General features: G+C 64.1%; 18 protein-coding genes and 1 riboswitch. Of the genes, 5 read left to right on the top strand and 13 right to left on the bottom strand.

Annotated features, from left to right (window positions below):
• The first annotated feature begins 1 nt into the window (after position 1).
• Positions 2–3,286 (top strand): efflux RND transporter permease subunit, encoded by a 3,285-nt coding sequence (locus tag LMJ30_RS07280; RefSeq protein ID WP_229431672.1) that lies wholly within the window; start codon positions 2–4, stop codon positions 3,284–3,286.
• Positions 3,287–3,424: 138 nt separating this feature from the next.
• Positions 3,425–4,672, top strand: coding sequence for a DUF819 family protein (locus tag LMJ30_RS07275; RefSeq protein WP_229431671.1), 1,248 nt, complete (start codon positions 3,425–3,427; stop codon positions 4,670–4,672).
• A 51-nt stretch (positions 4,673–4,723) separates the two neighbouring features.
• Here LMJ30_RS07275 and LMJ30_RS07270 read toward each other — a convergent pair whose 3' ends face one another.
• The 4 genes from LMJ30_RS07270 to hppD all read right to left on the bottom strand — a co-directional run bounded on the left by LMJ30_RS07270 (position 4,724) and on the right by hppD (position 11,794).
• Positions 4,724–6,481, bottom strand: coding sequence for a M14 family metallopeptidase (locus LMJ30_RS07270; protein WP_229431670.1), 1,758 nt, complete (start codon positions 6,479–6,481; stop codon positions 4,724–4,726).
• A 60-nt stretch (positions 6,482–6,541) separates the two neighbouring features.
• Positions 6,542–6,925 carry a DUF3224 domain-containing protein gene (locus LMJ30_RS07265; RefSeq protein WP_229431669.1) on the bottom strand — a complete coding sequence of 128 codons (384 nt, stop codon included), beginning with the start codon at positions 6,923–6,925 and terminating at the stop codon, positions 6,542–6,544.
• Positions 6,926–7,068: 143 nt separating this feature from the next.
• Positions 7,069–10,623, bottom strand: a complete 3,555-nt coding sequence (locus tag LMJ30_RS07260; RefSeq protein WP_229431668.1) for an indolepyruvate ferredoxin oxidoreductase family protein — start codon at positions 10,621–10,623, stop codon at positions 7,069–7,071.
• A gap of 40 nt (positions 10,624–10,663) precedes the next feature.
• The gene (hppD, locus tag LMJ30_RS07255; protein ID WP_229431667.1) at positions 10,664–11,794 is read right to left on the bottom strand and encodes a 4-hydroxyphenylpyruvate dioxygenase; all 1,131 of its coding nucleotides are present in this window, start codon (positions 11,792–11,794) and stop codon (positions 10,664–10,666) included.
• A gap of 126 nt (positions 11,795–11,920) precedes the next feature.
• Here hppD and LMJ30_RS07250 point away from each other — a divergent pair, with 126 nt between their 5' ends.
• Positions 11,921–12,430 carry an Lrp/AsnC family transcriptional regulator gene (locus tag LMJ30_RS07250; protein ID WP_169463959.1) on the top strand — a complete coding sequence of 170 codons (510 nt, stop codon included), beginning with the start codon at positions 11,921–11,923 and terminating at the stop codon, positions 12,428–12,430.
• Between the two features lie 109 nt (positions 12,431–12,539).
• Here LMJ30_RS07250 and LMJ30_RS07245 read toward each other — a convergent pair whose 3' ends face one another.
• From LMJ30_RS07245 to LMJ30_RS07220, 6 genes are all read right to left on the bottom strand, one after another.
• Complete coding sequence (locus tag LMJ30_RS07245; RefSeq protein ID WP_229431666.1) at positions 12,540–13,235, bottom strand: GNAT family N-acetyltransferase; 696 nt, start codon at positions 13,233–13,235, stop codon at positions 12,540–12,542.
• Positions 13,236–13,323: 88 nt separating this feature from the next.
• Positions 13,324–14,874 carry a DAHL domain-containing protein gene (locus tag LMJ30_RS07240; protein ID WP_229431665.1) on the bottom strand — a complete coding sequence of 517 codons (1,551 nt, stop codon included), beginning with the start codon at positions 14,872–14,874 and terminating at the stop codon, positions 13,324–13,326.
• Between the two features lie 82 nt (positions 14,875–14,956).
• Positions 14,957–16,198, bottom strand: coding sequence for a multifunctional CCA addition/repair protein (locus LMJ30_RS07235; protein ID WP_229431664.1), 1,242 nt, complete (start codon positions 16,196–16,198; stop codon positions 14,957–14,959).
• Positions 16,199–16,203: 5 nt separating this feature from the next.
• Positions 16,204–16,920 (bottom strand): glutathione S-transferase family protein, encoded by a 717-nt coding sequence (locus tag LMJ30_RS07230; protein WP_229431663.1) that lies wholly within the window; start codon positions 16,918–16,920, stop codon positions 16,204–16,206.
• A gap of 33 nt (positions 16,921–16,953) precedes the next feature.
• Positions 16,954–17,916 carry a complex I NDUFA9 subunit family protein gene (locus LMJ30_RS07225; protein WP_229431692.1) on the bottom strand — a complete coding sequence of 321 codons (963 nt, stop codon included), beginning with the start codon at positions 17,914–17,916 and terminating at the stop codon, positions 16,954–16,956.
• A 201-nt stretch (positions 17,917–18,117) separates the two neighbouring features.
• A complete protein-coding gene (locus LMJ30_RS07220; protein ID WP_229431662.1) occupies positions 18,118–20,073 on the bottom strand; it encodes a lytic transglycosylase domain-containing protein in 1,956 nt (651 codons plus the stop codon).
• A gap of 128 nt (positions 20,074–20,201) precedes the next feature.
• Between LMJ30_RS07220 and LMJ30_RS07215 the strand changes: the two genes are divergently transcribed.
• A complete protein-coding gene (locus tag LMJ30_RS07215; protein ID WP_229431661.1) occupies positions 20,202–20,723 on the top strand; it encodes a 5-formyltetrahydrofolate cyclo-ligase in 522 nt (173 codons plus the stop codon).
• Here LMJ30_RS07215 and metF read toward each other — a convergent pair.
• The 3 genes from metF to ahcY all read right to left on the bottom strand — a co-directional run bounded on the left by metF (position 20,720) and on the right by ahcY (position 23,413).
• Positions 20,720–21,553 (bottom strand): methylenetetrahydrofolate reductase [NAD(P)H], encoded by an 834-nt coding sequence (gene metF, locus LMJ30_RS07210; RefSeq protein WP_229431660.1) that lies wholly within the window; start codon positions 21,551–21,553, stop codon positions 20,720–20,722. The genes LMJ30_RS07215 and metF overlap by 4 nt on opposite strands.
• Positions 21,540–21,893 carry a phage holin family protein gene (locus tag LMJ30_RS07205; RefSeq protein WP_229431659.1) on the bottom strand — a complete coding sequence of 118 codons (354 nt, stop codon included), beginning with the start codon at positions 21,891–21,893 and terminating at the stop codon, positions 21,540–21,542. Before LMJ30_RS07205 ends, metF begins: the two co-directional genes overlap by 14 nt.
• A 95-nt stretch (positions 21,894–21,988) precedes the next feature.
• The gene (gene ahcY, locus LMJ30_RS07200) at positions 21,989–23,413 is read right to left on the bottom strand and encodes an adenosylhomocysteinase (protein ID WP_229431658.1); all 1,425 of its coding nucleotides are present in this window, start codon (positions 23,411–23,413) and stop codon (positions 21,989–21,991) included.
• Positions 23,414–23,439: 26 nt separating this feature from the next.
• Positions 23,440–23,507, bottom strand: a riboswitch (S-adenosyl-L-homocysteine riboswitch).
• A 199-nt stretch (positions 23,508–23,706) separates the two neighbouring features.
• Between ahcY and LMJ30_RS07195 the strand changes: the two genes are divergently transcribed.
• The gene (locus LMJ30_RS07195; protein ID WP_229431657.1) at positions 23,707–24,213 is read left to right on the top strand and encodes a GNAT family N-acetyltransferase; all 507 of its coding nucleotides are present in this window, start codon (positions 23,707–23,709) and stop codon (positions 24,211–24,213) included.
• Positions 24,214–24,221 lie beyond the last annotated feature (8 nt).

Genomic DNA, 24,221 nt, shown 5'->3' with positions numbered 1-24,221 from the left:
AATGGACATCGCCAGCAAGTTCATCGACCGGCCGCGTTTTGCCACGGTGATCTCGATCTTTATTTTCCTGATCGGCGCGCTGTCGATCTTCCTGTTGCCCGTATCCGAGTACCCCGAAGTTGCGCCGCCGCAGGTAGTGGTGCGCGCGCAGTTCCCCGGCGCCAATCCGCGCGTGATCGCCGAGACGGTTGCGTCGCCCCTCGAAGAACAGATCAGCGGCATCGACAACCTGCTGTATTACGAAAGCCAGTCGTCTGCCGACGGTTCGATGAACCTCACTGTGACCTTCGGCATCGGCACCAACCCGGAGGTAGCCGAGACAGCGGTGCAGAACCGCATCAACCGCGCCCTGCCGCGCCTGCCCGAAATCGTGCGCCAGATCGGCGTGGTGACGGAGAAGCAGGCGCCCAACCTGACCATGGTGGTGCACCTGCTCAGCCCCGACAACAGCCGCGACGCGCTGTACCTGCGCAATTACGGGCAGCTGCAGCTGCGCGACGAGTTGCTGAGGATCGGGGGGATGGGCAGCGTGCTGCTGTTTGGCGCGGGCGACTACGCGATGCGCATCTGGCTCAACCCGCAGCAGCTGGCGGCGCGCGCGCTGACACCCAACGATGTCGTCGATGCCGTGCGCGAACAGAATGCCCAGGTCGCGGCGGGCGTGGTGGGCGCACCGCCCGCGCCGAGCGGCAGCGATTTCGAGCTGCCGATCAACACCAAGGGCAGGCTGACCACGGTCGAAGAATTTGCGGACATCATCGTGCGCTCCGATCCGGCCAGTGGCGCCCTGGTGCGCATCAAGGATATCGGCCGCGTCGAAATGAGCGCCAACACCTATGCACTGCGCAGCCTGCTCAACAACAAGGAGGCGGCCGCCATCGCCATCTTCCAGGCGCCAGGCAGCAATGCGCTGGCGCTGTCGCAGGACGTGCGTTCCGTCATGGAGCGCGCCAGCAAGTCGTTCCCGCCCGGGGTTGCCTACGACATCGTGTACGACCCGACCCGCTTCGTGCAGACGTCGATTGAAAAGGTGGTGGTCACGCTGATCGAGGCGGTGCTGCTGGTGGTGCTGGTGGTGATCCTGTTCCTGCAGACCTGGCGCGCGTCCATCATTCCCTTGCTGGCAGTGCCAGTGTCGATTATCGGCACATTCGCGGTGCTGCTGGCGCTCGGGTTTTCGATCAACACGCTCACTTTGTTCGGGCTGGTGCTGGCGATTGGCATCGTGGTCGACGACGCCATCGTGGTGGTCGAGAATGTCGAACGCAATATCGAGAATGGCCTCACCGCACGAAACGCCACCGTCAAGGCGATGCAGGAAGTGAGCGGCCCGATCATCGCCATTGCACTGGTGCTGTGCGCGGTATTTGTGCCGCTGGCGTTCGTGCCGGGGCTGTCGGGCCAGTTCTACCGCCAGTTCGCCGTGACCATCGCCATTTCCACCGTTATCTCGGCGTTTAACTCGCTGACCTTGTCGCCGGCGCTCGCGGCCATTTTGCTGCGGCCGCACGACGCGCCCAAGGACGCCCTTACGCGCGGGCTCGACCGCGTATTCGGCCCACTGTTCCGGCGCTTCAACCGGGGCTTTCACCGCGCTGGCGAAAGCTACGAGCGCGGGGTCATGCGCATGTTGGGGCGCAAGCGGGCCGCCATGCTGGTGTACCTCGTACTGCTGGCCGCCACCGCGCTGCTGTTCGCGCGGGTGCCCAGCGGCTTCGTGCCCGCACCCGATAAACAGTACCTGATCGGTATCGCGCAGCTGCCGGCCGGCGCATCGCTCGAACGCACGGACGCCGTGATCAGGCGCATGAGCGAGATTGCGCTGAAAGTGCCGGGGATTGTCGATGCGGTCGCCTTTCCCGGCCTGTCGATCGCCGGGTTCTCCGCGGCGCCCAACGAAGGCCTGGTGTTTTTCGGGCTCGCGCCGTTTTACGAACGCACCACCGCAGACTTGTCGAAGGACGCGATCCTCGGACGGGTCAACGGCGATATCCAGCAGATCACGGGCGCGCGCATGTTCGTCGTGCCGCCGCCGGCAGTGGAAGGCGTGGGCACTGCGGGCGGCTTCAAGCTGCAGGTGCAGGACCGCGCCGGCCTGGGCGAGCAAAGCCTGTACCAGGCAGTGTGGGGCACGCTTGGGCAGATCTACGCCAACCCCGAGTCACCGCTCGCAACCCCCTACTCGACCTATGACATCAATGTGCCGCAGTTGCTGGCGGACGTAGACCGCACCAAGGCCAAGCAGATGGGCATGGCGCTGGGCGATGTCTACGATGCGCTGCAAGTCAACCTCGGTTCCCTGTACGTGAACGACTTCACGCGCTTCGGCAAAACTTACCAGGTGATCGTCCAGGCCGACGCGCCGTTCCGCGCGGATGCCGACGACATCATGCGGATCGAGACGCGCAACCAGCAAGGGGCGATGGTGCCGCTGGGCGCTCTTGTCAAAGTCGAGCCGACCTTCGGGCCAACCCGCGTGCCGCGTTACAACGGCGTTCCCTCCGCCGACATCAACGGAGCGCCCAGGCCCGGCATATCCAGCGGCCAGGCCGAAGCCGAGATGGAACGGCTGCTGGCCGGCCTGCCGCGCGGGATCAGCTACGAATGGACCGAGCTGACCTACCAGGACCGCCTTACCCGCGACATTGGCCTGCCCGGCACCGGCGTGCGCATTCCGACCCTCGCCGCCCTGCTGGCGCTGTCGCTGGTGCTGGTCATCCTGGTGCTGGCGGCGCAGTATGAAAGCTGGACCTTGCCGCTGGCAATCGTGGCGATTGTCCCGATGTGTACGCTGTCGGCGCTGTTCGGCGTCTGGCTGTCGAGCCTGCCGCTGTTTGCCCAGCCGGGCGACCTGAACATCTTTACCCAGGTGGCGCTGGTGGTGCTGGTCGGGCTGGCCTGCAAGAACGCGATTTTGATCGTTGAATTCGCCAAGGACCTGGAGCAGCAAGGCCGGGACACGCTGGCGGCGACCATCGAGGCGGCGCGCCTGCGGCTGCGCCCGATCCTGATGACCTCCATCGCATTTTGCGCCGGCGTGATTCCGCTGATCATGAGCAGCGGCGCGGGCAGTGAGATGCGGCGGGCGATGGGCATTGCGGTTTTCTCGGGAATGCTCGGCGTGACCGCCTTCGGCATCTTCCTCACGCCGGTGTTCTACATGCTCCTGCGCAGCAGCACAGCCCGCCGGCGCGCCCGCAAGATCCGGGTACAGGCCGAGATCGACGCCACTGCCCGCCCCTACCATCCTGGCGAGGAGCCGGAACCACCCAAAGACAAGCACTGAAGCCGAACGTATTTACACCATCCGCTTGTGCCGCGCGCGTTGACGCTGGGACGCACGCCAGCGATACTACCCCGACCAAACTGCCGGGCCCGGTTAATTACGACCGTGGCCGGCCCGCCCACCTGTTCCGGAGTATCGATGCCACCAGCTTCAACTGCCCTGATCACCAACGACGCCGTCGTCCTCGGCATGCTTGCCGTCACCCTCGGCGCCGTCTTCTGGTCCGCCTCGCGGACCGAAGGTTTTTGGAAGAAGTTCTACACCTACGTGCCGGCCTTGCTGCTGTGCTACCTGATTCCCGCCCTGTTCAACACGATGGGGCTTATCGACGGCAACGCGTCCAAGCTGTACCCGATGGCCCGCGATTACCTGCTGCCAAGCGCACTGGTGCTGCTGTGCATCGCGATCGACTTCGGCGCCGTCATACGGCTCGGTCCGAAGGCGGTGATCATGTTCTTGACGGGAACCGCAGGGGTGATGCTGGGCGCGCTGGCGGCGTATGCGGCCATGAACGTGATCCATCCAGAAACGGTGGCGGGCGACACCTGGCGCGGCATGACCACCGTGGCAGGATCGTGGATCGGCGGCGGCGCCAACCAGGCCGCCATGAAAGAGGTGTTTGAAGTCGATGCAACCTTGTTCGGCCAGTTTGTGGCCGTCGATGTGCTTGTGGCAAACGTCTGGATGGCTGTGCTGCTGTTCCTCGCCAGCCGTTCGGAGGCGTTCGACCGATGGACCGGCGCTGACCTCAGCGCGATCAATGAACTAAAAAGCAGCATCGAAAAATACCAGGCCGAGCACTCCCGCATTGCGAGCCTGACCGACGTTATGGTCATTGTCGCGATCGGGCTGGGTGTGACCGGCCTGTCGCACTTCCTGGCCGCACCGACGGTTGCGTGGATCTCTTCGCTGCCGGCCGAATGGCGGCTGCAGGACTACAGCCTGACGTCGAATTTCTTCTGGATCGTGGTGTACGCCACCACCTTCGGACTGCTGCTCAGCTTTACGCGTGCGCGCAGCATGGAAGGCGCCGGTGCATCGACCATCGGTTCGGCGATGCTGTACATCCTGGTGGCGACCATCGGCATGCACATGGACCTGTCCGCGCTGCTTGAGAAACCGTGGCTGTTCCTGCTCGGGCTGATCTGGATCAGCGTCCATGGCGGCCTGATGCTGCTGGTCGCCAAGCTGATTCGCGCGCCCCTGTTCTTCATGGCGGTGGGATCCCAGGCCAATATCGGCGGCGCCGCATCGGCACCGGTTGTCGCAACAGCCTTCCACCCTGCGCTGGCGCCGGTCGGTGTACTGCTCGCGGTGCTTGGGTATGCGCTGGGCACCTATGGTGCGTACATCACCGGCCTGCTGTTGCGCGGCATGGCCACCTGAGGTTCACCTAATTTCCCGCCGCGGCCGTGTTGGCCGCGCGGGACAGGTACATTACGGTGCTAAGTTCGCGCGCAGCACCGGATACATGTTGTAGCGCTCATCGTACGATGCGTGACGCTTCGCGAAGAACTCCAGCCGCGCGTGCGGGTTCTTGGCAAACGCCGGATCGGTCTCGAGGCGCTTCCTGAACTCGGCCGCGATGGCCGGATCAGCCGCCATCTGCTCGCGGGCGACGTCCTCGGCCACATACTCTTCCATGTACTCCTTGCGCTCGAAGGCGTTGTTAAAACCGCCCCAGGCCAGGATCGAGTCCGGCGCCTTTGGCTCGAACATCGCCATCACCAGCCGGGCCTTCGGCTGCGCGATCGGCACGAACAACATCCCCTTTGCCAGCGTGCGCGCTTCCGGCTTCCAGTCGCCTTCCAGGGTCAGTCGCTGGCGCGATTCGAGCGAGCCGGCGCCGAAGGTCGCTTTGTCGGCGCGGAAGGTCTCGACGTCCGCCCTGGCTTCCTTGTCCAGTGTGCGGTAGCTGATGCCGTGCTGTTTCAGTTTGGCCGCCACCATCGCCGCGTGCGCCGCCGGCACGATGTAGCCAGCCTTCGGCGCGGTCAGCGACAGGTCAGGCACGATGTCGTCGCGCAGCGGTACGGTCCAGATCTGCGGCTTGGTCTCGTCGTAGCGCGTCATCAGGATGCCCGAGACATCCGATGGGGTGCGCGTGTACGCGTAGCCGCGGAAGTCGATCATGCGAACCTTGTCGCTCGCCTTGTAGGTCATGGGGACAGTGCTGCCGCCGAGGCTCGCAGCGCGCGCGTCCGCTTCATGCGCAGCCTTTTGCCACACCTTGCCGTGCTGCGCTACCTGCGCCAGCACCGACACCACGGTGTTGCGCGTGACGCGCACGCGGGTCGGGTAATCCTTCCACGAGTGCGTTTCGACCAGCATCGCCAGGCGGTTCCGCAGCGGGAAGTAGCCGGTCGAGAAGCGCGGGTCCGACACGCCATCGACGAAGCCCGACTGCGGGTTGTCAGTCTCCACGAATGACATATAAAACGCATGCGGCATCGAGCCCTGCTTTTCGATATCGGCCAGCACGTTGTCGCGCAGCGCCAGGCCGGCCTTGCGGAACTCGACGTCAGCCGAATGCACCGGCTCGACCTGGATCGACACGTCGTGCTCGAACTTGGCGCCGTTCGTCACGTGCAGGTCAACATAGGCCAGCGGGTCCCATGCGTTCACCAGCGCCAGCATGGCCTGCATCTCCGGCGCGTCAGCCTTGACGTAGTCGCGGTTCAGGTTGAAGTTCTGCGCCGTGGTGCGCCAGCCCATCTCCACCGGGCCGCGCTGGTTGGGGCGGTTCCATTCCTTGAAGCGCTCATGGCCGTCGACGTTGAAGACCGGGACAAACAGCAGCACCTGCTTGTCGAGCGCACCCGGCGCCGCTTTGTTCTCCAACACCTCGCGCAGCGCCAGGAAGCCGGCATCCTTGCCATCGATTTCGCCCGCGTGGATACCACCTTGGACCAGCACCACCGGCAGGCCGCGCTGCTTTGCCGCCTGCGGCGTAAAGGCGCCTGTGCGCGTGACGATCAGCGCCTTCATTGGACGGCCTTCAGGCGTGGTGCCGAAGTCGACGCACTTCACCTGCTTAGGATAGGCGCGCTGGAAGTCTGCGCACAGCTTGATCACTTCGTCGTAGCGGCCGGTACGCTGGAAGCCCGAACGTTCGGAGACAGTCGTCAGGTCAGGCGCGGCGTGGGCAAAGGGAACAGCGGACAGGAGTGCAAGCAGTAACGCAGAACGAATCATCGACAAAGCTCCGGCAGGATTGTAAGCCGGAAATTATAGTCGCGTTTTCGCTGCCAGGTGTTAAGCCAGCGTGTAGTCGATCTCGTAGAAGTGCTGGTTTTCGACAATGCTCAGCGCGAGCTTGCCAGAGATGCCGATAAGTTCGCCGGTGCCGGAGCCGGGGACGATGGTGATCGTCAGGTCATTGGCGCCGTTGTGCATCGTGCCGGCGTGGGCCAGGGCGAAATCGCCTTGCTTGCCGTTGAGGGCGCCCGAGACGTGTTCGATGGCGACGTAGGAGGCTGAACCGGCGGCGGGGTTGCCGGCAGAGAGCATTTCGCCTTGGGCGGTTGCGACGAGTTCGCCGAAGTATTGTTTGTCCATTAGCATGCGGCCGACGCGGGCGCGACCGGGTTCCGGTGGCGCGGGCTTGAGCTGGACTTCGAAGGCGCCTTTGGCTTGCATGGTGGGTCTCCATTTAAATTGTTGGCTGATGCGTATTGTAGGGCGGAAAAGCGAAAGCGCCTCCGCCGAATTTCATGCGTCAACGCGGCGCATGGTAATTCGGCGGAGGCGCTTCGCTTGTCCGCCCTACGTGTAACTCTAACCTACGCTACGCGCGTTATCTCAATCGCCTTGCCGAAGTTTGCCAGCAGCGCTGCTTCCTTCTCCTTGGCCGCCTTCAGGTGACGCTCCTTCACGTGGCCGTAGCCGCGGATGTCTTCAGGGATGCTGGCAATCGCTACCGCTTGCGACAGGTTCGTCGCATTCAGCTTCGGCAGCAGGCCGCCGACCGTATTGCGGTACTCGGTGATCAGGGCGCGTTCCATCTTGCGCTCCGCCGTGTAGCCGAACACGTCGAACATACCGCCACGCAGGCCCTTCAGCTTGGCCAGCAGGCCGAACGCCTTCATCATCCACGGGCCGAACTCCTGCTTGATCAGCTGACCATTACTGTCGTGCTTTGCCAGCAGCGGCGGCGCCAGGTGGAACTTGAGCTGGTAGTCGCCTTCAAACATGCCCGCGATCTTTTCCTTGAACGCGCCGTCGGTGTACAGCCGGGCGACCTCATACTCGTCCTTGTACGCCATCAGCTTGTAGTAGTAGCGCGCAACCGCTTCGGTCAGGCGCGTGCCCTTGCCCAGCTTTTCTTCCTCAGCCCGCACCTGGTCGACGAACGACTTGTACTGCTGCGCGTACGCCACGTCCTGGTAAGCAGTCAGCAGCTCGACGCGGCGGCTGATGATGTCGTCCAGCGTCTGGGTGCGCTTGAACTCGATGACCTTGGCCGGTGTGGTCAGCTTTGTGACCGATGCCAGGTCGTGCGCGGCGCTACGGCCCCAGTTGAAGGCCGACTTGTTGAAGCCCACCGACACGCCGTTCAGTTCAATCGCTTTCAGGATCGACGCTTCCGTCAGCGGCACGCGGCCTTTTTGCCACGCGTAGCCAAGCATGAACATGTTGGTGGCGATCGAGTCTCCCATCAGCGCGGTAGCGATCTGGCCGGCGTCGACGAATTCGACATTCTGCGCGCCGCACGCCTGCAGGATGGCGCCCTTCGAGCCTTCGCCCGGGAACTGCCAGTCAGGGTTCTTCACGAACGCCGCGGTGGTGGCGCCGCTCGAATTGACGGCTGCCCAGGTGCGCCCTTCGCCCATGCGCGACAGGGCATCGCGGCTGGCGGTGACGATCTGGTCGCAGCCGATCACGAGGTCGGCGCTGCCGGTGCCGACGCGGGTCGAGTGCAGGTCGGCCTGGTTGTTCGCCAGGCGTACGTGCGACATGACCGGGCCGCCCTTCTGGGCCAGGCCGCTCTGGTCGAGGACCAGCGCGCCCTTGCCTTCGACGTGGGCCGCCATCGCCAGGATCTGGCCGACCGTCACCACGCCGGTGCCGCCGATACCAGCGACCAGGATGCCGAACGGCGTTTCGACCGAAGGGATTACTGGCGTCGGCAGTACCGGCGGCGCCGCTTCAGTCGTGGCAGCCTTCTTCGGCTTCTTCAGCGCGCCGCCTTCCACCGTCACGAACGACGGGCAGAAACCGGAAACGCACGAGAAATCCTTGTTGCACGATGACTGGTTGATCTGGCGCTTGCGGCCCAGTTCAGTTTCCAGCGGTTCCACCGACAGGCAGTTCGACTTCACCGAGCAATCGCCGCAGCCTTCGCAGACGGCTTCGTTGATGACGGCACGCTTGGCTGGGTCGGGGTATTCGCCTTTTTTCCGGCGGCGGCGCTTCTCGGATGCGCAGGTCTGATCGTAGATCATCGCCGACACGCCCGGCTTGTCGCGCAGTTCGCGCTGCACGTCCATCAGTTCGGAGCGGTGGCGTACGGTGACGCCTGGCGCCCAGTTGTAATCTGCAGGGTACTTTTCCGGTTCGTCGGTAACGACGATGATCGGGGTAACGCCTTCGGCTGCGATCTGGCGGCTGATCATGCCCGGATCGAGTTCGCCGTCATGGTTCTGGCCACCGGTCATCGCGACCGCGTCGTTAAACAGGATCTTGTAGGTGATATTGACCTTGGCCGCCACCGCTGCGCGGATCGCCAGGATCCCCGAGTGGAAGTAGGTACCGTCGCCAAGGTTGGTGAACACGTGCTTTTCGCTGGTAAACGGCGCCTGGCCGACCCAGGTGACGCCTTCGGCGCCCATGTGGGTGAAGGTCGAGGTCTCGCGGTCCATCCACAGCACCATGTAGTGGCAACCGATGCCTGCCAGCGCGCGCGAACCTTCCGGCACCTTGGTCGAGCTGTTGTGCGGGCAACCGGAGCAGAAGTACGGGATGCGGTCGGTTTCCGGGTTGGCCTTGGCCGGGATGTTCTTGAGTACCAGCTCTTTCGCTTCGAGGAAGGCGACTCGTTCCTTGACGCGCTGCTCGACCGGGTGGCCGGCGCTGTAGTGCGAAATACGGCTGGCGATGGCGCGCGCGATTTGCGCCGGGCTCAGTTCGTAGGTCGCCGGCAGCAGCCAGTCACCGTGGCCGGTGTGGTTCTTGTTGTGCCACTCGCCGGTGTCGTCGAACTTGCCCACCACGCGCGGACGTTCGCCGTCCGGCAGGTTGTACAGCTCTTCCTTCAGTGCGTACTCGAGCACCTGGCGCTTTTCTTCGACCACCAGGATCTCGTCCAGGCCGCGCGCGAATTCATGCACGCCTTCCGCTTCGAGCGGCCAGGTCATGCCGATCTTGTACAGGCGGATGCCGATGTCGGCTGCGGCCTGCTCGTCGATGCCCAGGTCGGCCAGCGCCTGGCGCGTGTCCAGGTAGGATTTGCCGGCGGTGATGATGCCGATCTTCGCCTTCGGGCTGTCCCAGATGATCTTGTTGAGTTTATTGGCGCGCGCGTAGGCCAGCGCGGCGTACCACTTGTAGTTGTTCATCCGGACTTCCTGGTCCAGGATGGCGTCCGGCCAGCGGATGTTCAGGCCACCGGCTGGCAGCTCGAAATCGGTTGGGGTGACAATCTGCACGCGGTCAGGGTCAAAGTCGACCACTGCGCCCGACTCGATGATGTCGGTCACGCACTTCATCGACACCCACAGGCCGGTGTAGCGGCTCATGGCCCACGCGTGCAGGCCATAGTCGATGTATTCCTGCACCGACGATGGATACAGAACCGGGATGCCGCATGCGTTCAGGATGTGGTCGGACTGGTGCGCGGTGGACGACGATTTGGCCGCGTGGTCGTCGCCGGCCAAAATCAGCACGCCGCCATTCTTCGAGCTGCCGGCGTTGTTACCGTGCTTGAAAACGTCGCCGCAGCGGTCCACGCCCGGGCCTTTGCCGTACCACATGGCGAACACGCCGTCGTAGTTGGCGTCCTTGTACAGGTTGGTCTGCTGCGTGCCCCACACTGCCGTCGCGGCCAGGTCTTCGTTCATCCCGGGATGGAACTTGACGTGGTGCGCGTCGAGATGCTTCTTGGCCTTCACGGCGGTCATGTCGATGCTGGTCACCGGCGAACCGCGGTAGCCCGTGATGTAGCCAGCCGTGTTCAGGCCAGCCTTCAGGTCACGCGCGCGCTGCATCATCGGCAGGCGGATCAGGGCCTGGGTGCCGGTCATGAAGGCGCGGCCGCGCTCCAGGGTCCATTTGTCGTCGAGCGAAATCTCGTGCGACGGCTGGGGTTCCAGGGCCGAACGGTCTAGTGGTGCATTCATTGCGTGTCTCCGTTATGTGGTGCTTGTGCGGCTTTGGTTTTTAAGCAGCCGTCTTGGCGGTCGAATCGACCAGTACGCCGCGCTTGATCTGATCGAGCTCGATCGACTCGAACAGGGCGCGGAAGTTGCCTTCGCCGAAGCCCTGGTCGCCCTTGCGCTGGATGATCTCGAAGAAGATCGGACCGATCACGGTCTGGGTGAAGATCTGCAGCAGCAGTTCGCGTTCGGTCTCGTTGCTGTGGCCATCGATGAGGATGCGCAGGCGGCGCAGCTCTTCGAGGTTCTCGCCGTGGTTCGGCAAGCGGCGGTTGATCAGCTCGTAGTAGGTTTCGATCGTGTCCTGGAACACGATGCCGGTGTCGCGCATGCCCTGTACCGAGCCGTAGACGTCATCGGTGCCCAGCGCGATGTGCTGGATGCCTTCGCCGTGGTACTGGTCGAGGTATTCGGCGATCTGCGACTTGTCATCCGACGACTCGTTGATCGGGATGCGGATTTTGCCGCATGGCGAAGTCATCGCCTTCGACTTCAGGCCGGTCAGCTTGCCTTCGATGTCGAAGTAGCGCACTTCGCGGAAGTTGAACAGCTGCTCGTAGAACTCGGCCCACTCCTTCATGCGGCCGCGGTGCACATTGTGGGTCAGGTGGTCGATGTAGGTCAGGCCATGGCCGACCGGATTGGCGACCGCGCCAGGGATGGCGACGAAGTCCACGTCATAGATGCTGATGTCGCCAATGGCGTTGGCGGGCACGCCTTCGGCGGCGCCCTTGCCGCGCCAGCGGTCGACGAAGTAGATCAGCGAATCGCCCACGCCCTTGATGGCGGGGATGTTCAGCTCCATCGGGCCGGTCTTGTTATCGAAACCCCAGGCGCCCAGTTCGAGCGCGCGGCGGTAGGCGAAGGCGGCGTCCTTGACGCGGATCGCGATCGCGCAGACCGATGGACCGTGCTTGCGCGCGAAGCGCTGCGCGAACGAGTCCTTCTCGGCGTTGATGATGAAGTTGATGTCCCCCTGGCGGTACAGGGTGACGTCCTTGTGGCGGTGGCGGGCGATGGCGGTAAAGCCCATCTGCTCGAACAGCGCGCCGAGTGCTTTCGGGTCCGGAGCTGCGTACTCAACGAACTCGAAACCATCGGTACCCATCGGGTTTTCCCAAGGCGTAAATTGCATGTTTGTCTCCTGGCGATTTAGGCGACAAGTATAGTCCGGCACCCCCGGCATAAAATTTCAATCACTATCCCCGCCCGGCCGTTTTGCGCAATAATATTGCGTACGAATGCGCAAAGCGGAGGATTTATGTCAAAAATTGAGCTGGATAAAACAGATCGCAAAATTCTTGCAATTTTGCAAGCCGACGGTCGCCTGTCGAACCAGGACGTCGCCGACCAGGTCAGCCTGTCGCCGTCGCCATGCCTTCGGCGCATCAAGCGGCTGGAAGAAACCGGGGTGATCCGCCAGTACGTGGCGCTGCTCGACCCGGCCAAGATCGGGCTGGGGCTGCTCGCCTACGTCAACGTGCGGCTTGAAAAGCACAGCGAGGTCGCCGCCAACGCGGCCGGGGCGCGCAGGCCGACCGGTTCGCCGCATGCCGACTTCGCCCAATCGGTGGAGCACTGGCCCGAAGTGGTGGCGTGCTATGCGATGACGGGCGAGATGGACTACCTGCTGCGGGTGCACGTCGAGGACATGGACCACTTCTCGCGATTCATGATGAAGACGCTGCTGTCACACCCGGCGGTCGCCGACGTCAAATCAAGCTTCGCGCTGCAGCGGATCAAGGACACGACCGCGCTGCCGATTGTCTGATGACAGTGGCAGGATTTAACGTCGTTCCTGCGAAAGCAGGAACCTACAGACGTATGATCCCAGGTGCTATGGGTCCGTGCCTTCGCAGGGACGACGTCGGTTCTTGTAGTTACTTCTTAGGGCTGAACCATTTCGCCGCCGCGCGGGCGTTGGCCTTCCAGGTGTAATCGATCGTCGCGAACTGCTCTTCCAGCGCTTCCTGCAGCATGCTGGCGGGGTTTGCCGGCAGCAGCCGCAGGTAGGCGTCGGCCTCGCCGTACTCGCGCTCGATCTCCATGCCGGCCTTGCGCGCAATGCGCATCATCACCTGGTTCGATGACAGGCAGTGCATGTACAGCGTGTCGACGTCCTGGTTGCGGCAGTGGATCGCGGCGCGTTCGAACAGCTTCGAGCCGATTCCCAGGCCACGCGCGGATTTCGACACCGATACGCCAAACTCGGCGACCTGTTCCTTCGTCGTCACGATCTTGCCGGGAGATTTTTCTTTCGGGGCGAACGCCAGGTGCCCCACCGCGACGAGCTTGAAGACGCGGTTGTAGACGCCGTAGACCATGTCGCGCTCGAAGTCGATCCTGGCGACGTAGGCTTCCACCAGCTCGTCCGGCAGCGCGGTGCCGAAGCGTAGCAGCCGGTCGCTGTTGTCGAGGGCGAGGAAGTGCCTGAGCATGCGCCGGCGGTCGCGCTCGCGCAGCTCCTTGACCATCACCGTGCGCTTGCGCTTTTTGTGCGCGTCGACGGTGCCAGCGCCGGCCTCGCTGGCGGCGCCGCTGTCACGGTTTAACGGATTCTTGAACAGGCTGCCCATCGCATTCCCCTGGCTCGACAATTATTGTGCACCGCACCAATTGCGCCATTGTAGCCCAAATTGGCACTGCGTTTGCAGAGCCCGTACTCTAACCCGCCGTGGCGCGGCCGTCATTAACGCGCGCGATGCTGCGCGGGTCCGGGCAGGAATCCCACTGGGCTTTGGGACTGAGCGCCCAGCGCGATTTGCCGCCTTGCTTGGCGACGTACATGGCCTGGTCCGCCTCGGCCAAGAGCGCGTCGGCCGCGCCTTCCACGCCCCAGTCGCCGCAGGTGGCGCTGATGCCGATGCTGGCTGAGATCTCGACCGGATGCCCGCCCGCTTCCTTGATGCCGCGGATGGCGTCGAGCGCCAGCTGGGCGACGCGTTCTGCCCCTTCGCGCCCGCTGACTTCCTCCAGCAGGATGACGAATTCGTCGCCGCCGAGGCGCGCCAGCACGTCCTCCTTGCGCAGCCATGCCTGGACACGTTCGGCGACCGCCTTCAGCACAAGGTCGCCGGTGGCGTGGCCGTAGGTGTCGTTGACCGCCTTGAAGCCGTCCAGGTCAATGAACATCACCACCACGATGGTGCCGCGCCGCGTGGCGCGCACCAGCGCGTGATCGAGCAAGCGGGTAAGCTGGGCGTAGTTCACCAGGCCAGTCAGGCCGTCGTGCAGCGCCAGTTGCTGCAGCTGCGCGGACTGGGCTTCCAGTTCCGCGGTGCGCTGGGCGACCCGCTGCTCCAGCGTTTCGTTTGCCGCCTGCAGGCTGCGGTTGACCACGCCGATGATGGTGTAGCTGCGCAGCAGCCGCCGTGCCACGTAAATCAGCAGCAGCAGCAGGATGCCCGAGTAGATGGCCAGGAAGGTGCGGAAACGCTGCTTCTCGATCAGCCCCTGGTCGAAAGCCTTGTCGAACAGGCGCCCGAGCCGGTCGAGCGCGGCGGGCGTGCCCAGCGCGGCGATGCGGGTTTCCAGCTGGTTTTCAAGCGCCCGGTTACGCAGGATGACGCGCGCATGGGCGACGATGGTTTCGGCCGATTCGCGCACCGCCGGCGAGAACGCATTCTTGTGCTGCATGGTCAGCGCGATGTCTTTTTCAATCCGGCGCGCCAGCGCGTCGTCGGGTGCGAGGTTGTAGCGCAGGACGTCGGTGAGCAGCCCGTTGAGCGCGGCGTCCAGCGCCAGCACAGTCGGTGCAGGCACCGTGGCGCCGCCGATGCCGGTCACGTCGCTTTTCAGCTCGGTGACGGCAGGCGGAAAATAGATCAACGATTTGCGCAGTTCGGCGTTCTGGGCCTTGAACTGCTCGACCAGCGCGGTTTTTTCGTGCAGCGCGCGCGCGACTTCGCCGTAGGCGTGTTCAGCTTCCGGGCCGCGCGCCATCGGCAGGGCGGCCGTTACCTGCGCCTGCAGCTCGCGCATGCGCGGGAGCGGCGCGGCCAGCGAGGCGTAGTCGGTGTCGAGTCCGATGTGCGAGCGCAGGATATTCACGGTCCACTCGGCGTCGAGCTTTTCGAGTTCGCGCAGGTTCAGCATCACCTGGTTTTGCGCTTCGATGTCGGCGGCCTGGGTACGGTTGTACAGGTAGCCGAGAATGGCAGTCAGCGCGGTCAACAGCGCCGCGGCCGCAAGACGGCGCCGCGAAATTCCCAGCATTGGTTCCTCCGTCCCTGTTGCGGTAACTCGAGCTCAGAGAATATCAGGATTACATGCCACGCTCCGCGCGACTTTGTAAGCATTAGTTTCCGTGCGGCAAACGCAACGCTGCCCGGACGGCCGCTACCCGGCTCGCATGCACCGCCTGCGCAATCCGCTGCTTCTGTTCGGCGTAGCGCAGCGCCACCGCGCCAGCGTCCACGGCGCGTGCAGCATCCAGCGCGCGCAGCAGGTGCGCCGCCTGCGGGAACGGCTTGTCGCGGAAGCTGGCCTCGGCATTGCCGCGCCCGCGGAAATCGCATTCGGACGCGCGCAGCATCTGTTCAAACCGCTGCGGCTTGCGGAACGCATCGCAGCGTTCGAACAAGGTCACCAGCGTATTCGGGCGCAGGATCCCGGCGCGCGACACATTGCCATGCTCGCGCGCGGTCATCAATGCCAGTTCGCGGCAGTCGTTGGGCACCTTCAGGCGCCGGCACAGCTGGTCGATCAGCTTGAGGCCCAGGCCTTCGTGGCCGTGGTGGCTGGGCCATGCTTCCGGCGGCGTGACGCCTTTGCCAAGGTCGTGCATCAGCGCGGCGAAGCGCACTTCGAGCTCGTAGCCCGCGTCGGCAGCGTAGTCGACCACCATCATCATGTGCACGCCGGTGTCGACTTCGGGATGGTGCAGCGGCGGCTGCGGCACGCCCCACAGCTTGTCCAGCTCGGGCATGATGCGCGCCAGTGCGCCGCAGTCGCGCAGCACCTCCAGCATGCGCGACGGCTTTTGCTCCATCAGGCCGCGCGACACCTCCTGCCACACGCGTTCAGGCACCAGCGCATCGACCTCGCCCTCCTCGACCATCTTGCGCATCAGCGCATTGGTTTCAGGCGCAACGCAAAACTGCGGGAAGCGGGCGGCGAAGCGCGCCACGCGCAGGATGCGCACCGGGTCTTCGCCAAACGCAGTGGACACGTGGCGAAATACCTTGTTGCGGATGTCTTCCTGGCCGCCGAACGGATCGGTCAGCGTGCCGTCGGCGGAACGCGCGATCGCATTGATGGTCAGGTCGCGCCGCACCAGGTCGTCCTCCAGCGTGACGTCCGGCGAGGTGTGGAACACGAAGCCGCGGTAACCCGGCGCGGTTTTGCGCTCGGTGCGCGCCAGCGCGTACTCTTCCTGTGTGTCGGGATGCAGGAAGACCGGGAAGTCCTTGCCGACCGGGCGGAAGCCTTTGGCCACCATCGCCTCCGGCGTGGCGCCCACGACGACCCAGTCGCGGTCCTTGACCGCAAGCCCCAGCAGCTCGTCGCGCACGGCGCCGCCGACGATATAGGTTTTCATCGCGATTACTTCGGCAGTTCCTGGTCGTGCTTGTCGGCGGTTTCAGTTTCAGCCAGCGCTTCGCTGATCCAGCGCGCTACCGCAGGATGCGCGGCGACGCGGTCGCAGTAGGCCTGGAGCGCCGGCGCGAGCGACACACCGTAGGTACGGAAACGCATCACCACCGGCGCGTAGAACGCGTCGGCAATCGAGAACTCGCCGAACAGGAACTGGTGATGGCCGAAGCGCGACAGGCACTCTTCCCAGATCTCGCAGATGCGGCCGATATCGCCCTGCGAGCCTGGTGTGCGGCCGCGGCCCGGCAGGCTGGCGCGGATGTTCATCGGCATCGCCGTGCGCAGGTCGGAGAAGCCCGAGTGCATTTCGGCGCTGACGGCGCGGGCCATTGCGCGTGCGGCCACGTCCTGCGGCCACATGTGCTTTTCCTGGAACTGCTCGGCGAGGTATTCGCAGATCGCCAGGCTGTCCCAGATCGTGATCTCGCCGGCGACCAGCACCGGCACGCGGCCAGCGGCCGAATATTCGGCAATGCGGGCGGCGGTGTCCGGCTTGTCGAGCAGGACGCGCACTTCGGTGAACGGGATGCCGAACGCCGTCATCGCCACCCACGGACGCATCGACCACGACGAGTAGTTCTTGTTACCGATGACGAGGGTGAGGCCGGCCTTGCGGGCGTCGTCAAGGGTTTGCGAAAGGGTCGGGTCGAGTTCAGTCGTTTGCATGTGCGTGGGTCTGTGGGTGGTTAAAGGAAGTTCTCAGCGTCCGGCGCGGGCGCGAAACTGGTCGTACGGCTCCGATGGCGACAGGTAGTGCGGCGCCACCGCTTCGATGGCCGTGAGCTTGATGCCGAGGTTCGCCGCTGTCAAGGACTGGATCGCCGGGTCGACCACGTTATCGACCTTCATCGAGTCGAGGTTGTCGCGGGTGATCAAAGGCGTACCGGGCAGCATTTCGAAGATCATCGCCTGCAGCCGCGCCAGTGCGTCGGGCAGGCGGATAATCGGGCGCGGGTGCTGCGAGTAGCGGCCAGCCATGCGCACCAGTTCAATCAGCGGATAGATGGTCGGGCCGCCCAGCTCATACACCAGGTGGCGCGATTTGGGGTCGGCCAGCGCGTGCACGTAGGCGCTGGCCACGTCGCCCACGTACACCGGCTGGAAGTCGGTGTCGGCGCAGGCCAGCGGGATCACCGGCAAGTGCTTCTGCAGGCGCGCGAACATGTTGAGGAAGTTGTCTCCCGGGCCGAATACCACCGACGGGCGGAAGATGGTGGCGGCTACTTCGGGCTCGGCGCGCGCGGCCATTTCGCCGGCGGCCTTGGAACGCTGGTACATCGACGGGCCATCCGAATCGGCGCCCAGAGCGCTCATGTGCAGGTAGCGCTTGACGCCCATCTCGGCGCAGGCGCCCACGATCCGGCGCGGCAGTTCGACGTGGGCGTGGGCAAACTCGGGGCCGTACGGATTGCCGCGCCGCGAGTGCAGCACGCCGACCAGGTTGATCGCGGCGTCGCGCCCGGCCAGCAGGCGGCGCAAGGTGGCGTCGTCGCCGATGTCGGCTTCGACCACTTCAACGCGCGGCAGGAAAGTGAGATGCCGCGCGCGCTCGGCGCGCCGGGTGGGGACGATGGTGCGCACGCCCTCTTCCGACAAGCGCGCCACCAGATGGCTGCCGATAAAGCCGGAGCCGCCGAACACTACTACTGCCATGTCTTCCATGTCTGCCATGAGTCCGCCCGGTTGGGGAGGCTCGGTCACCGTCATATGTGAGACCGTCGTTCCCGCGAAAGCGGGAATCCATACAACGGTCGCACAGCGATGCATGGGTTCCCGCATTCGCGGGAACGACGCTGAACGGTGGCTCGCCTCTGGTTATGCCACAGTGCTTGAACTATGGTCAAGAATACCACTTTGGCAAAATCACGGCAGGGTATCGCCCGCTTTCCCTGGTGGCATGACGTTGCCGAGGCGCGCTTTCAGCGACTGCGGCTTGTTCTCGAACAGCGCCGCGTAGTTGGTCGCGTTGGCCATCACGTTCTTGACGTAGATGCGTGTTTCGGTAAACGGGATCGATTCGGCGAAGACCGCGCCCTCCATCGGCTCCGACAAATTGGCGCGCCAGCGGCGCGGCCGGCTCGGGCCTGCGTTGTAGGCGGCGGTGGCCACCGGCTGCGATCCGCCCGCCCCCTGCAGCACCATGTTCATGTAGTTCGCGCCCAGTACGATGTTGGTGCGCAGGTCGGTCAGCTTGCCCTTGACGTATTCGCCAAGGCCGATCTTGCGCGCCACGTAGTCGCCGGTTCCCGGCATCACCTGCATCAGGCCGGACGCGCCCACGCTGGAACGCGCATCGAGGATGAAGCGCGACTCCTGGCGGATCAGGCCATACACCCAGGCCTTGTCGAGGCCAAGGTCCTGCGTGGTCGGGGCCAGGATGTCGTGGTGCGGGGCCGGGAAGCGCTGGGTATAGTCGAACATGGTGCGGGTGCGCTCGGACGTGTTGACCATGCGGTCGAGGATGTCGTGGCGGCGCGCGAAATCGGCGGCGGCAAGCAGCTCGCGCTCGCTGAACTTGCGCAGCTCCCAGTTCCACTCGCGCGCGCCTTCGGCGCGCAGGCGCAGGTTAAAGAAGCGCAGCGCGCGCTGTAGTCCCTGGTTGCCTTCGATGGCCGTGATTTCGGCGGCGGTAAGCGGCGCCGGAGCCGGCGGCACGGCGATTTTCTGGCCCAGCTCTTCGAGCGCCAGCTGGCCGTAGAAGTGGTTGCGGTCGGCGATGCGCTGGTACATCGCCAGCGCTTCCGGATTCTGCGCGCCATTGGCGGTGGCCTGCATCGCGCGCGCCAGCCAGTAGGTCCAGGTTGGGTCGCTGCGCAGGCGCTCGGGCATCGCATGGATGGTGTCGGCCACCGTTTTCCAGTCCTGCCGGCGCAGCGCGATGCGGGTCTTCCACTGGAACTGCTCGTTGGTCAACGGCGCTGCGGCGGCCTTTTGCCAATAGATATAAGCATCCGGGTCGAGCGCAAGCGACGCCGCGTGCGCGATCCCGGCCCAGCCGATTGCCAGTTCGGTACGGTCAAACCTGGGCGCGTTTTTTTCGAGCGCCACGACCGCCAGGTTCAGGGTGGTGCGGGCCAGGCGCGACACGGCGACAAGGTAAATGGCCCGATCGGCGCGGGTGTCGCCGACGCCGCGCGCCATCGCCAGCGCCGGCATGTCCACTGCCTGCGCGGCGCGCGTGTCGGATGCGCCAAGCAGCAGCGCGGTGCGGCGCGACGGCCCCGTGGCGTCCATCTCGCCGGCGAGGCGCAGCTGGAACAGCAGGTCGTCGGCGCTGAACTGGCCCGACTGCGCCAGCCCGGAAATCAGCGCGGCGCAGGCGTCGCCGTAGGCTGGCGGCTGGAGCAGCAACAGGCGCGCATCGGCGGCCACGTTCTCGCCTTTGGCCAGGCGCGAGAGCAGCGCATAGCATTTGAGCTGGAGGTCGTCGCCCGAGACTACCAGCGGCAGCTGCTGGTCAAAATTGTTCCAGTCGCGCGCGCGGCCAAGTTCAAGCAGCCAGTCGATGCGCATGCGCTCGGCGATGGCGCTGCCGTTGTGGCGCGTGAGGAAACCGAGCACTTCTGCGGGCGATGCGGTGCGCAGCTGCGGTTTCAGACGATAATATTCAACGTAGGGTGCGAACTCATGGTTCGGCAGGCGCGACGCGTAAGCGGTGGCCTTGGCGGCGTCGCCCTGGCGGGCGGCCTCGCGCAGCAGCATGAAGATGTCCTCGTCGGCGCGCGCAATTGCGGCTCCCTCAGTCGACTGGGCGACAGCTGAAGTCAGGCAGGAAGCGGCAAGCAAGGCGCCGGCGAATAATTTCGGTAGGTATGTCAATACTCAACTCTCAACGAAACTTCAGTGAACACATGACCGGCGAATCAAGAATACCACGCGATAGCAACGCCTTGCCACCCTGCACGACCGGGGAAACAACAGTCATTTCACCTGGTGACAAGGCGGCCTTGCGCAAGGCGCTGATGGCGGCGCGGCGCGCGCTCGACCCGCTGCAAAAACAGCATTGGGATGCTCAAATCTGCGCCAACGTACTGGCGTGGTGGGACACCGAAAAGCCCGGCGACATCGGGGTGTACTGGCCGCTGGCGGGCGAGCCTGACCTGCGTCCGGCGTATGTCGAACTGGCGCGCGCCGGCGTGCGGCTGGCGCTGCCGGTGGTGCATGAAAAAGACGCACCGCTTGGATTTGCCCACTGGGAGCCTGGGGAAGAGATGGCGCGCGACCGCATGGGCGTCGCGGTGCCGCAACTGCTGCGGCCCGTGGCGCGCCCGCACACCTTGATGATTCCGTGCCTGGGATTTAACCAGCACGGCTACCGCCTGGGCTACGGGGGCGGCTATTACGACCGCACGCTGGCGCCGCATCCGCGCCCCCTCACCCTGGGCATCGCCTACGCGCTGGCCGCGGCCTGTTTCGCTGACGACCCGCACGATGTCGCGCTCGACCTGATCATTACCGAGCAGGCTTAACGGCTGGCGATACGCTCCCACAGCGCGGTGGTGGCCGCCGCCTGGTTCATGCTGTAGAAGTGCAGCCCGGGCGCGCCGCCTTTGAGCAGGCGCTCGCACATCTGGCTGACCACGTCGAGGCCGAAGGCCTTGATCGAGGCGCTGTCGTCGCCGAAGCTGGCCAGCTTGAGCCGCACCCAGCGCGGGATCTCGGCGCCGCACATCTCCGAAAAGCGCATCAGCTGGGTGTAATTGGTGATCGGCATGATGCCCGCCACCACCGGTACATCGATACCCAGTTTGCGCGTCTCGTCCATGAAGGCGAAGTAAGCGTCGGCGTTGTAAAAATACTGGGTGATTGCAGCGTTCGCGCCGGCCTTGACCTTGCGCGCGAAGTTCTGCAGGTCGTCCTGCGGCGAGCGCGCTTGCGGATGCACTTCCGGATAGGCCGCCACTTCGATGTGGAACCAGTCGCCCGTTTCGGCGCGGATGAATTCGACCAGCTCATTGGCGTAGCGGAACTCGCCGGCGCCGCCGTAACCGCTTGGCAGGTCGCCGCGCAATGCCACCACGCGGTCGATGCCGTTGTCCTTGAATTGCTGGAGGATGGCGCGGATCGATTCGCGGCTGCCGCCGACACAGGACAGGTGGGGCGCGGCCACGTAGCCGGCCTGTTTGATTTCGAGCACGGTATCGAGCGTGCCCTGCTGGGTGCTGCCGCCGGCGCCGAAGGTCACCGAAAAATACTTCGGATTCAGCAGCGCGAGTTTTTCGCGCACGGCGCGCAGCTTCTCAGCGCCTTCCGCCGTTTTCGGCGGGAAGAATTCGATACTGAAATTATGCGTTTCCATTGTTTTTGAGGAGTAAGGTAGACAGCGCCCATGAGATGACGCTGTACAGGATCGCAGCCAGGAAAGCCGACCAGAACCCTTCGACATGGAAACCTTCAACGAAGTGCGCCACACCCCAGAACAACAATGCGTTAATGACGAGCAGGAACAGTCCGAGCGACAGGAAAGTCACAGGCAAGGTCAGCAGCACCAGCACCGGGCGCACCAGGGTGTTCACCAGCCCCAGCACGAGGGCGGCGACCAGCGCCGCGCCAACGTTGGTTACCGTTACGGAGCTCATCAGGAAAGGCAGCGCGAACAGGGCTGCAGCATTGATCAACCAGGTCAACAATAGGCGCATGGGAAGGTCCGGGGCAAGCCCCGCTCATCGAAAAGTTAAGGAACGTCAACTGTACAACAACCCGGCCCCGCGGTGGCGAGGCCGGGCGCCAGCGCTTAGTAGCGGTAGTGCTCAGGCTTGTACGGGCCTTCCTTGCGGACGTTGATGTACGCGGCCTGCTCTTCGGTCAGCTCGGTCAGCTGGGCGTTGAGCTTTTTGAGCTGCAGGCGCGCTACCTTCTCGTCGAGGTGCTTCGGCAGCACGTACACGCCGACCGGGTAGTTGGCGGTGTTGGCGTACAGTTCGATCTGGGCGATGGTCTGGTTCGCAAACGACGAGCTCATCACGTACGACGGGTGGCCGGTACCGCAGCCGAGGTTCACCAGGCGGCCTTCGGCCAGCAGGATGATGCGCTTGCCCGACGGGAAGATCACATGGTCGACCTGCGGTTTGATGTTTTCCCACTGATACTTCTTCAGTGCGGCGACATCAATCTCGTTGTCGAAGTGGCCGATGTTGCAGACGATGGCCTGGTCTTTCATGGCCAGCATGTGCTTCTCGGTCAGGATGTGATAGTTGCCGGTGCAGGTGACGAAGATGTCGCCATGCTCAGCTGCGTAATCCATCGTCACGACGCGGTAGCCTTCCATCGCCGCCTGAAGTGCGCAGATCGGATCGATTTCGGTGACCCATACCTGGGCCGACAGCGCGCGCATGGCTTGGGCCGAGCCCTTGCCGACGTCGCCGTAGCCGGCGATAACGGCGACTTTACCGGCGATCATCACGTCGGTGGCGCGCTTGATACCGTCGACCAGCGACTCGCGGCAGCCGTACAGGTTGTCGAACTTCGACTTGGTGACCGAGTCGTTGACGTTAATTGCAGGGAAGGCCAGCTTGCCGTCCTTGTGCATCTGGTACAGGCGGTGCACGCCGGTAGTGGTCTCTTCGGTCACGCCGAGGATGTGCGGCAGGCGCTTCGAGTACCAGTGGGCGTCGACGGCCAGGTGCTGCTTGATCGAGTTGAACAGGCAGATTTCTTCTTCCGAACCCGGGTTGTCCAGCACCGAGATGTCCGCTTCAGCGCGCGCGCCGAGGTGCAGCAGCAGGGTGGCGTCGCCGCCGTCGTCGAGGATCATGTTCGAGTAGACCGGGCCCGATGCATCGGCTGGCCATTCGAAGATGCGGTGGGTGTAATCCCAGTACTCGTCCAGGGTTTCGCCCTTGATGGCGAACACAGGGGTGCCGGCGGCAGCGATGGCGGCGGCGGCGTGGTCCTGGGTCGAGTAGATGTTGCACGATGCCCAACGGACCTTGGCGCCCAGCGCTTCCAGCGTCTGGATCAGTACGGCGGTCTGGATGGTCATGTGCAGCGAACCGGTGATGCGTGCGCCCTTGAGCGGCTGGGCGGCGGCGAATTCCTCACGGATTGCCATCAGGCCAGGCATTTCGGTTTCAGCGATCTTGATTTCCTTGTCGCCCCAGGCGGCCAGGGAGATGTCGGCGATGTGGTAGTCCTGCGAATCTTTGAGTACGGCGTTCATCACGCCCTCCTTTCAGTTAGAAAAAAGTAACGTGAGCGCAGTTTGAAGACTCCGAGCCTGGCGAAATAATTTCGTCGCAACGCTCCTCGGATGGCGAAGTTTAACAGCTTTCGGGTGGGCTTGCCCAGCGGCGGGGCCGGTCTCCCTGCGCACTTGTGGAGATGCCGCAACCACTTCAGCGTCATGCTGCGGTGAACAAGCCGGAAGCCAGGCCTTCGAAGTATGGCAATACACACAGGTAAAATAGCGTCATCGCCCCTGGCAGAATCGACAACCGCCTCCTCCAGTTCAACATGCACATCCGCCCCTGCGCCGCAGGCGAAGAGATTGCTCTTCGCGCAATCTTCAAATCATCCGTACACGGCCTGGCCCGCCGCAACTACACCGCAGCTCAAATTCAAGCGTGGGCGCCCCGCGAGGAGAGCGCCGAGCTTTGCGAACAGTGGATACGCCGCATACAGGTGAACCAGCCCTGGGTGGCTGAAGTGAACGGTCAGCTGGCGGCGTTCGCGGACGTGCAGCCGTCCGGCTATATCGACCATTTTTTCGTTGCTGCGGAGTTTGCTGGCCAGGGCGTCGGAAACGCGTTGATGCGCCATCTGCATGAGATTGCGCGTTGCGCCGGAATTGACACTTTGTTTTCTCATGTCAGTCTCACGGCGCAGCCGTTTTTCCGGCGCCACGGGTTTCACGTTGAAAAAGAACAGCGGGTAATGATCCGAGGCGTCGAGCTTGAAAATGCCGTCATGCGCAAAGCGATGACGGCAATAACCGGCGGGTCGGCAGGGGAGCTGCCTTGAACGACAGC

This window comes from Massilia agrisoli (assembly GCF_020831365.1).
Classification (GTDB): domain Bacteria; phylum Pseudomonadota; class Gammaproteobacteria; order Burkholderiales; family Burkholderiaceae_D; genus Telluria_A; species Telluria_A agrisoli.
This window is presented reverse-complemented; position numbering and strand designations above follow the sequence as displayed.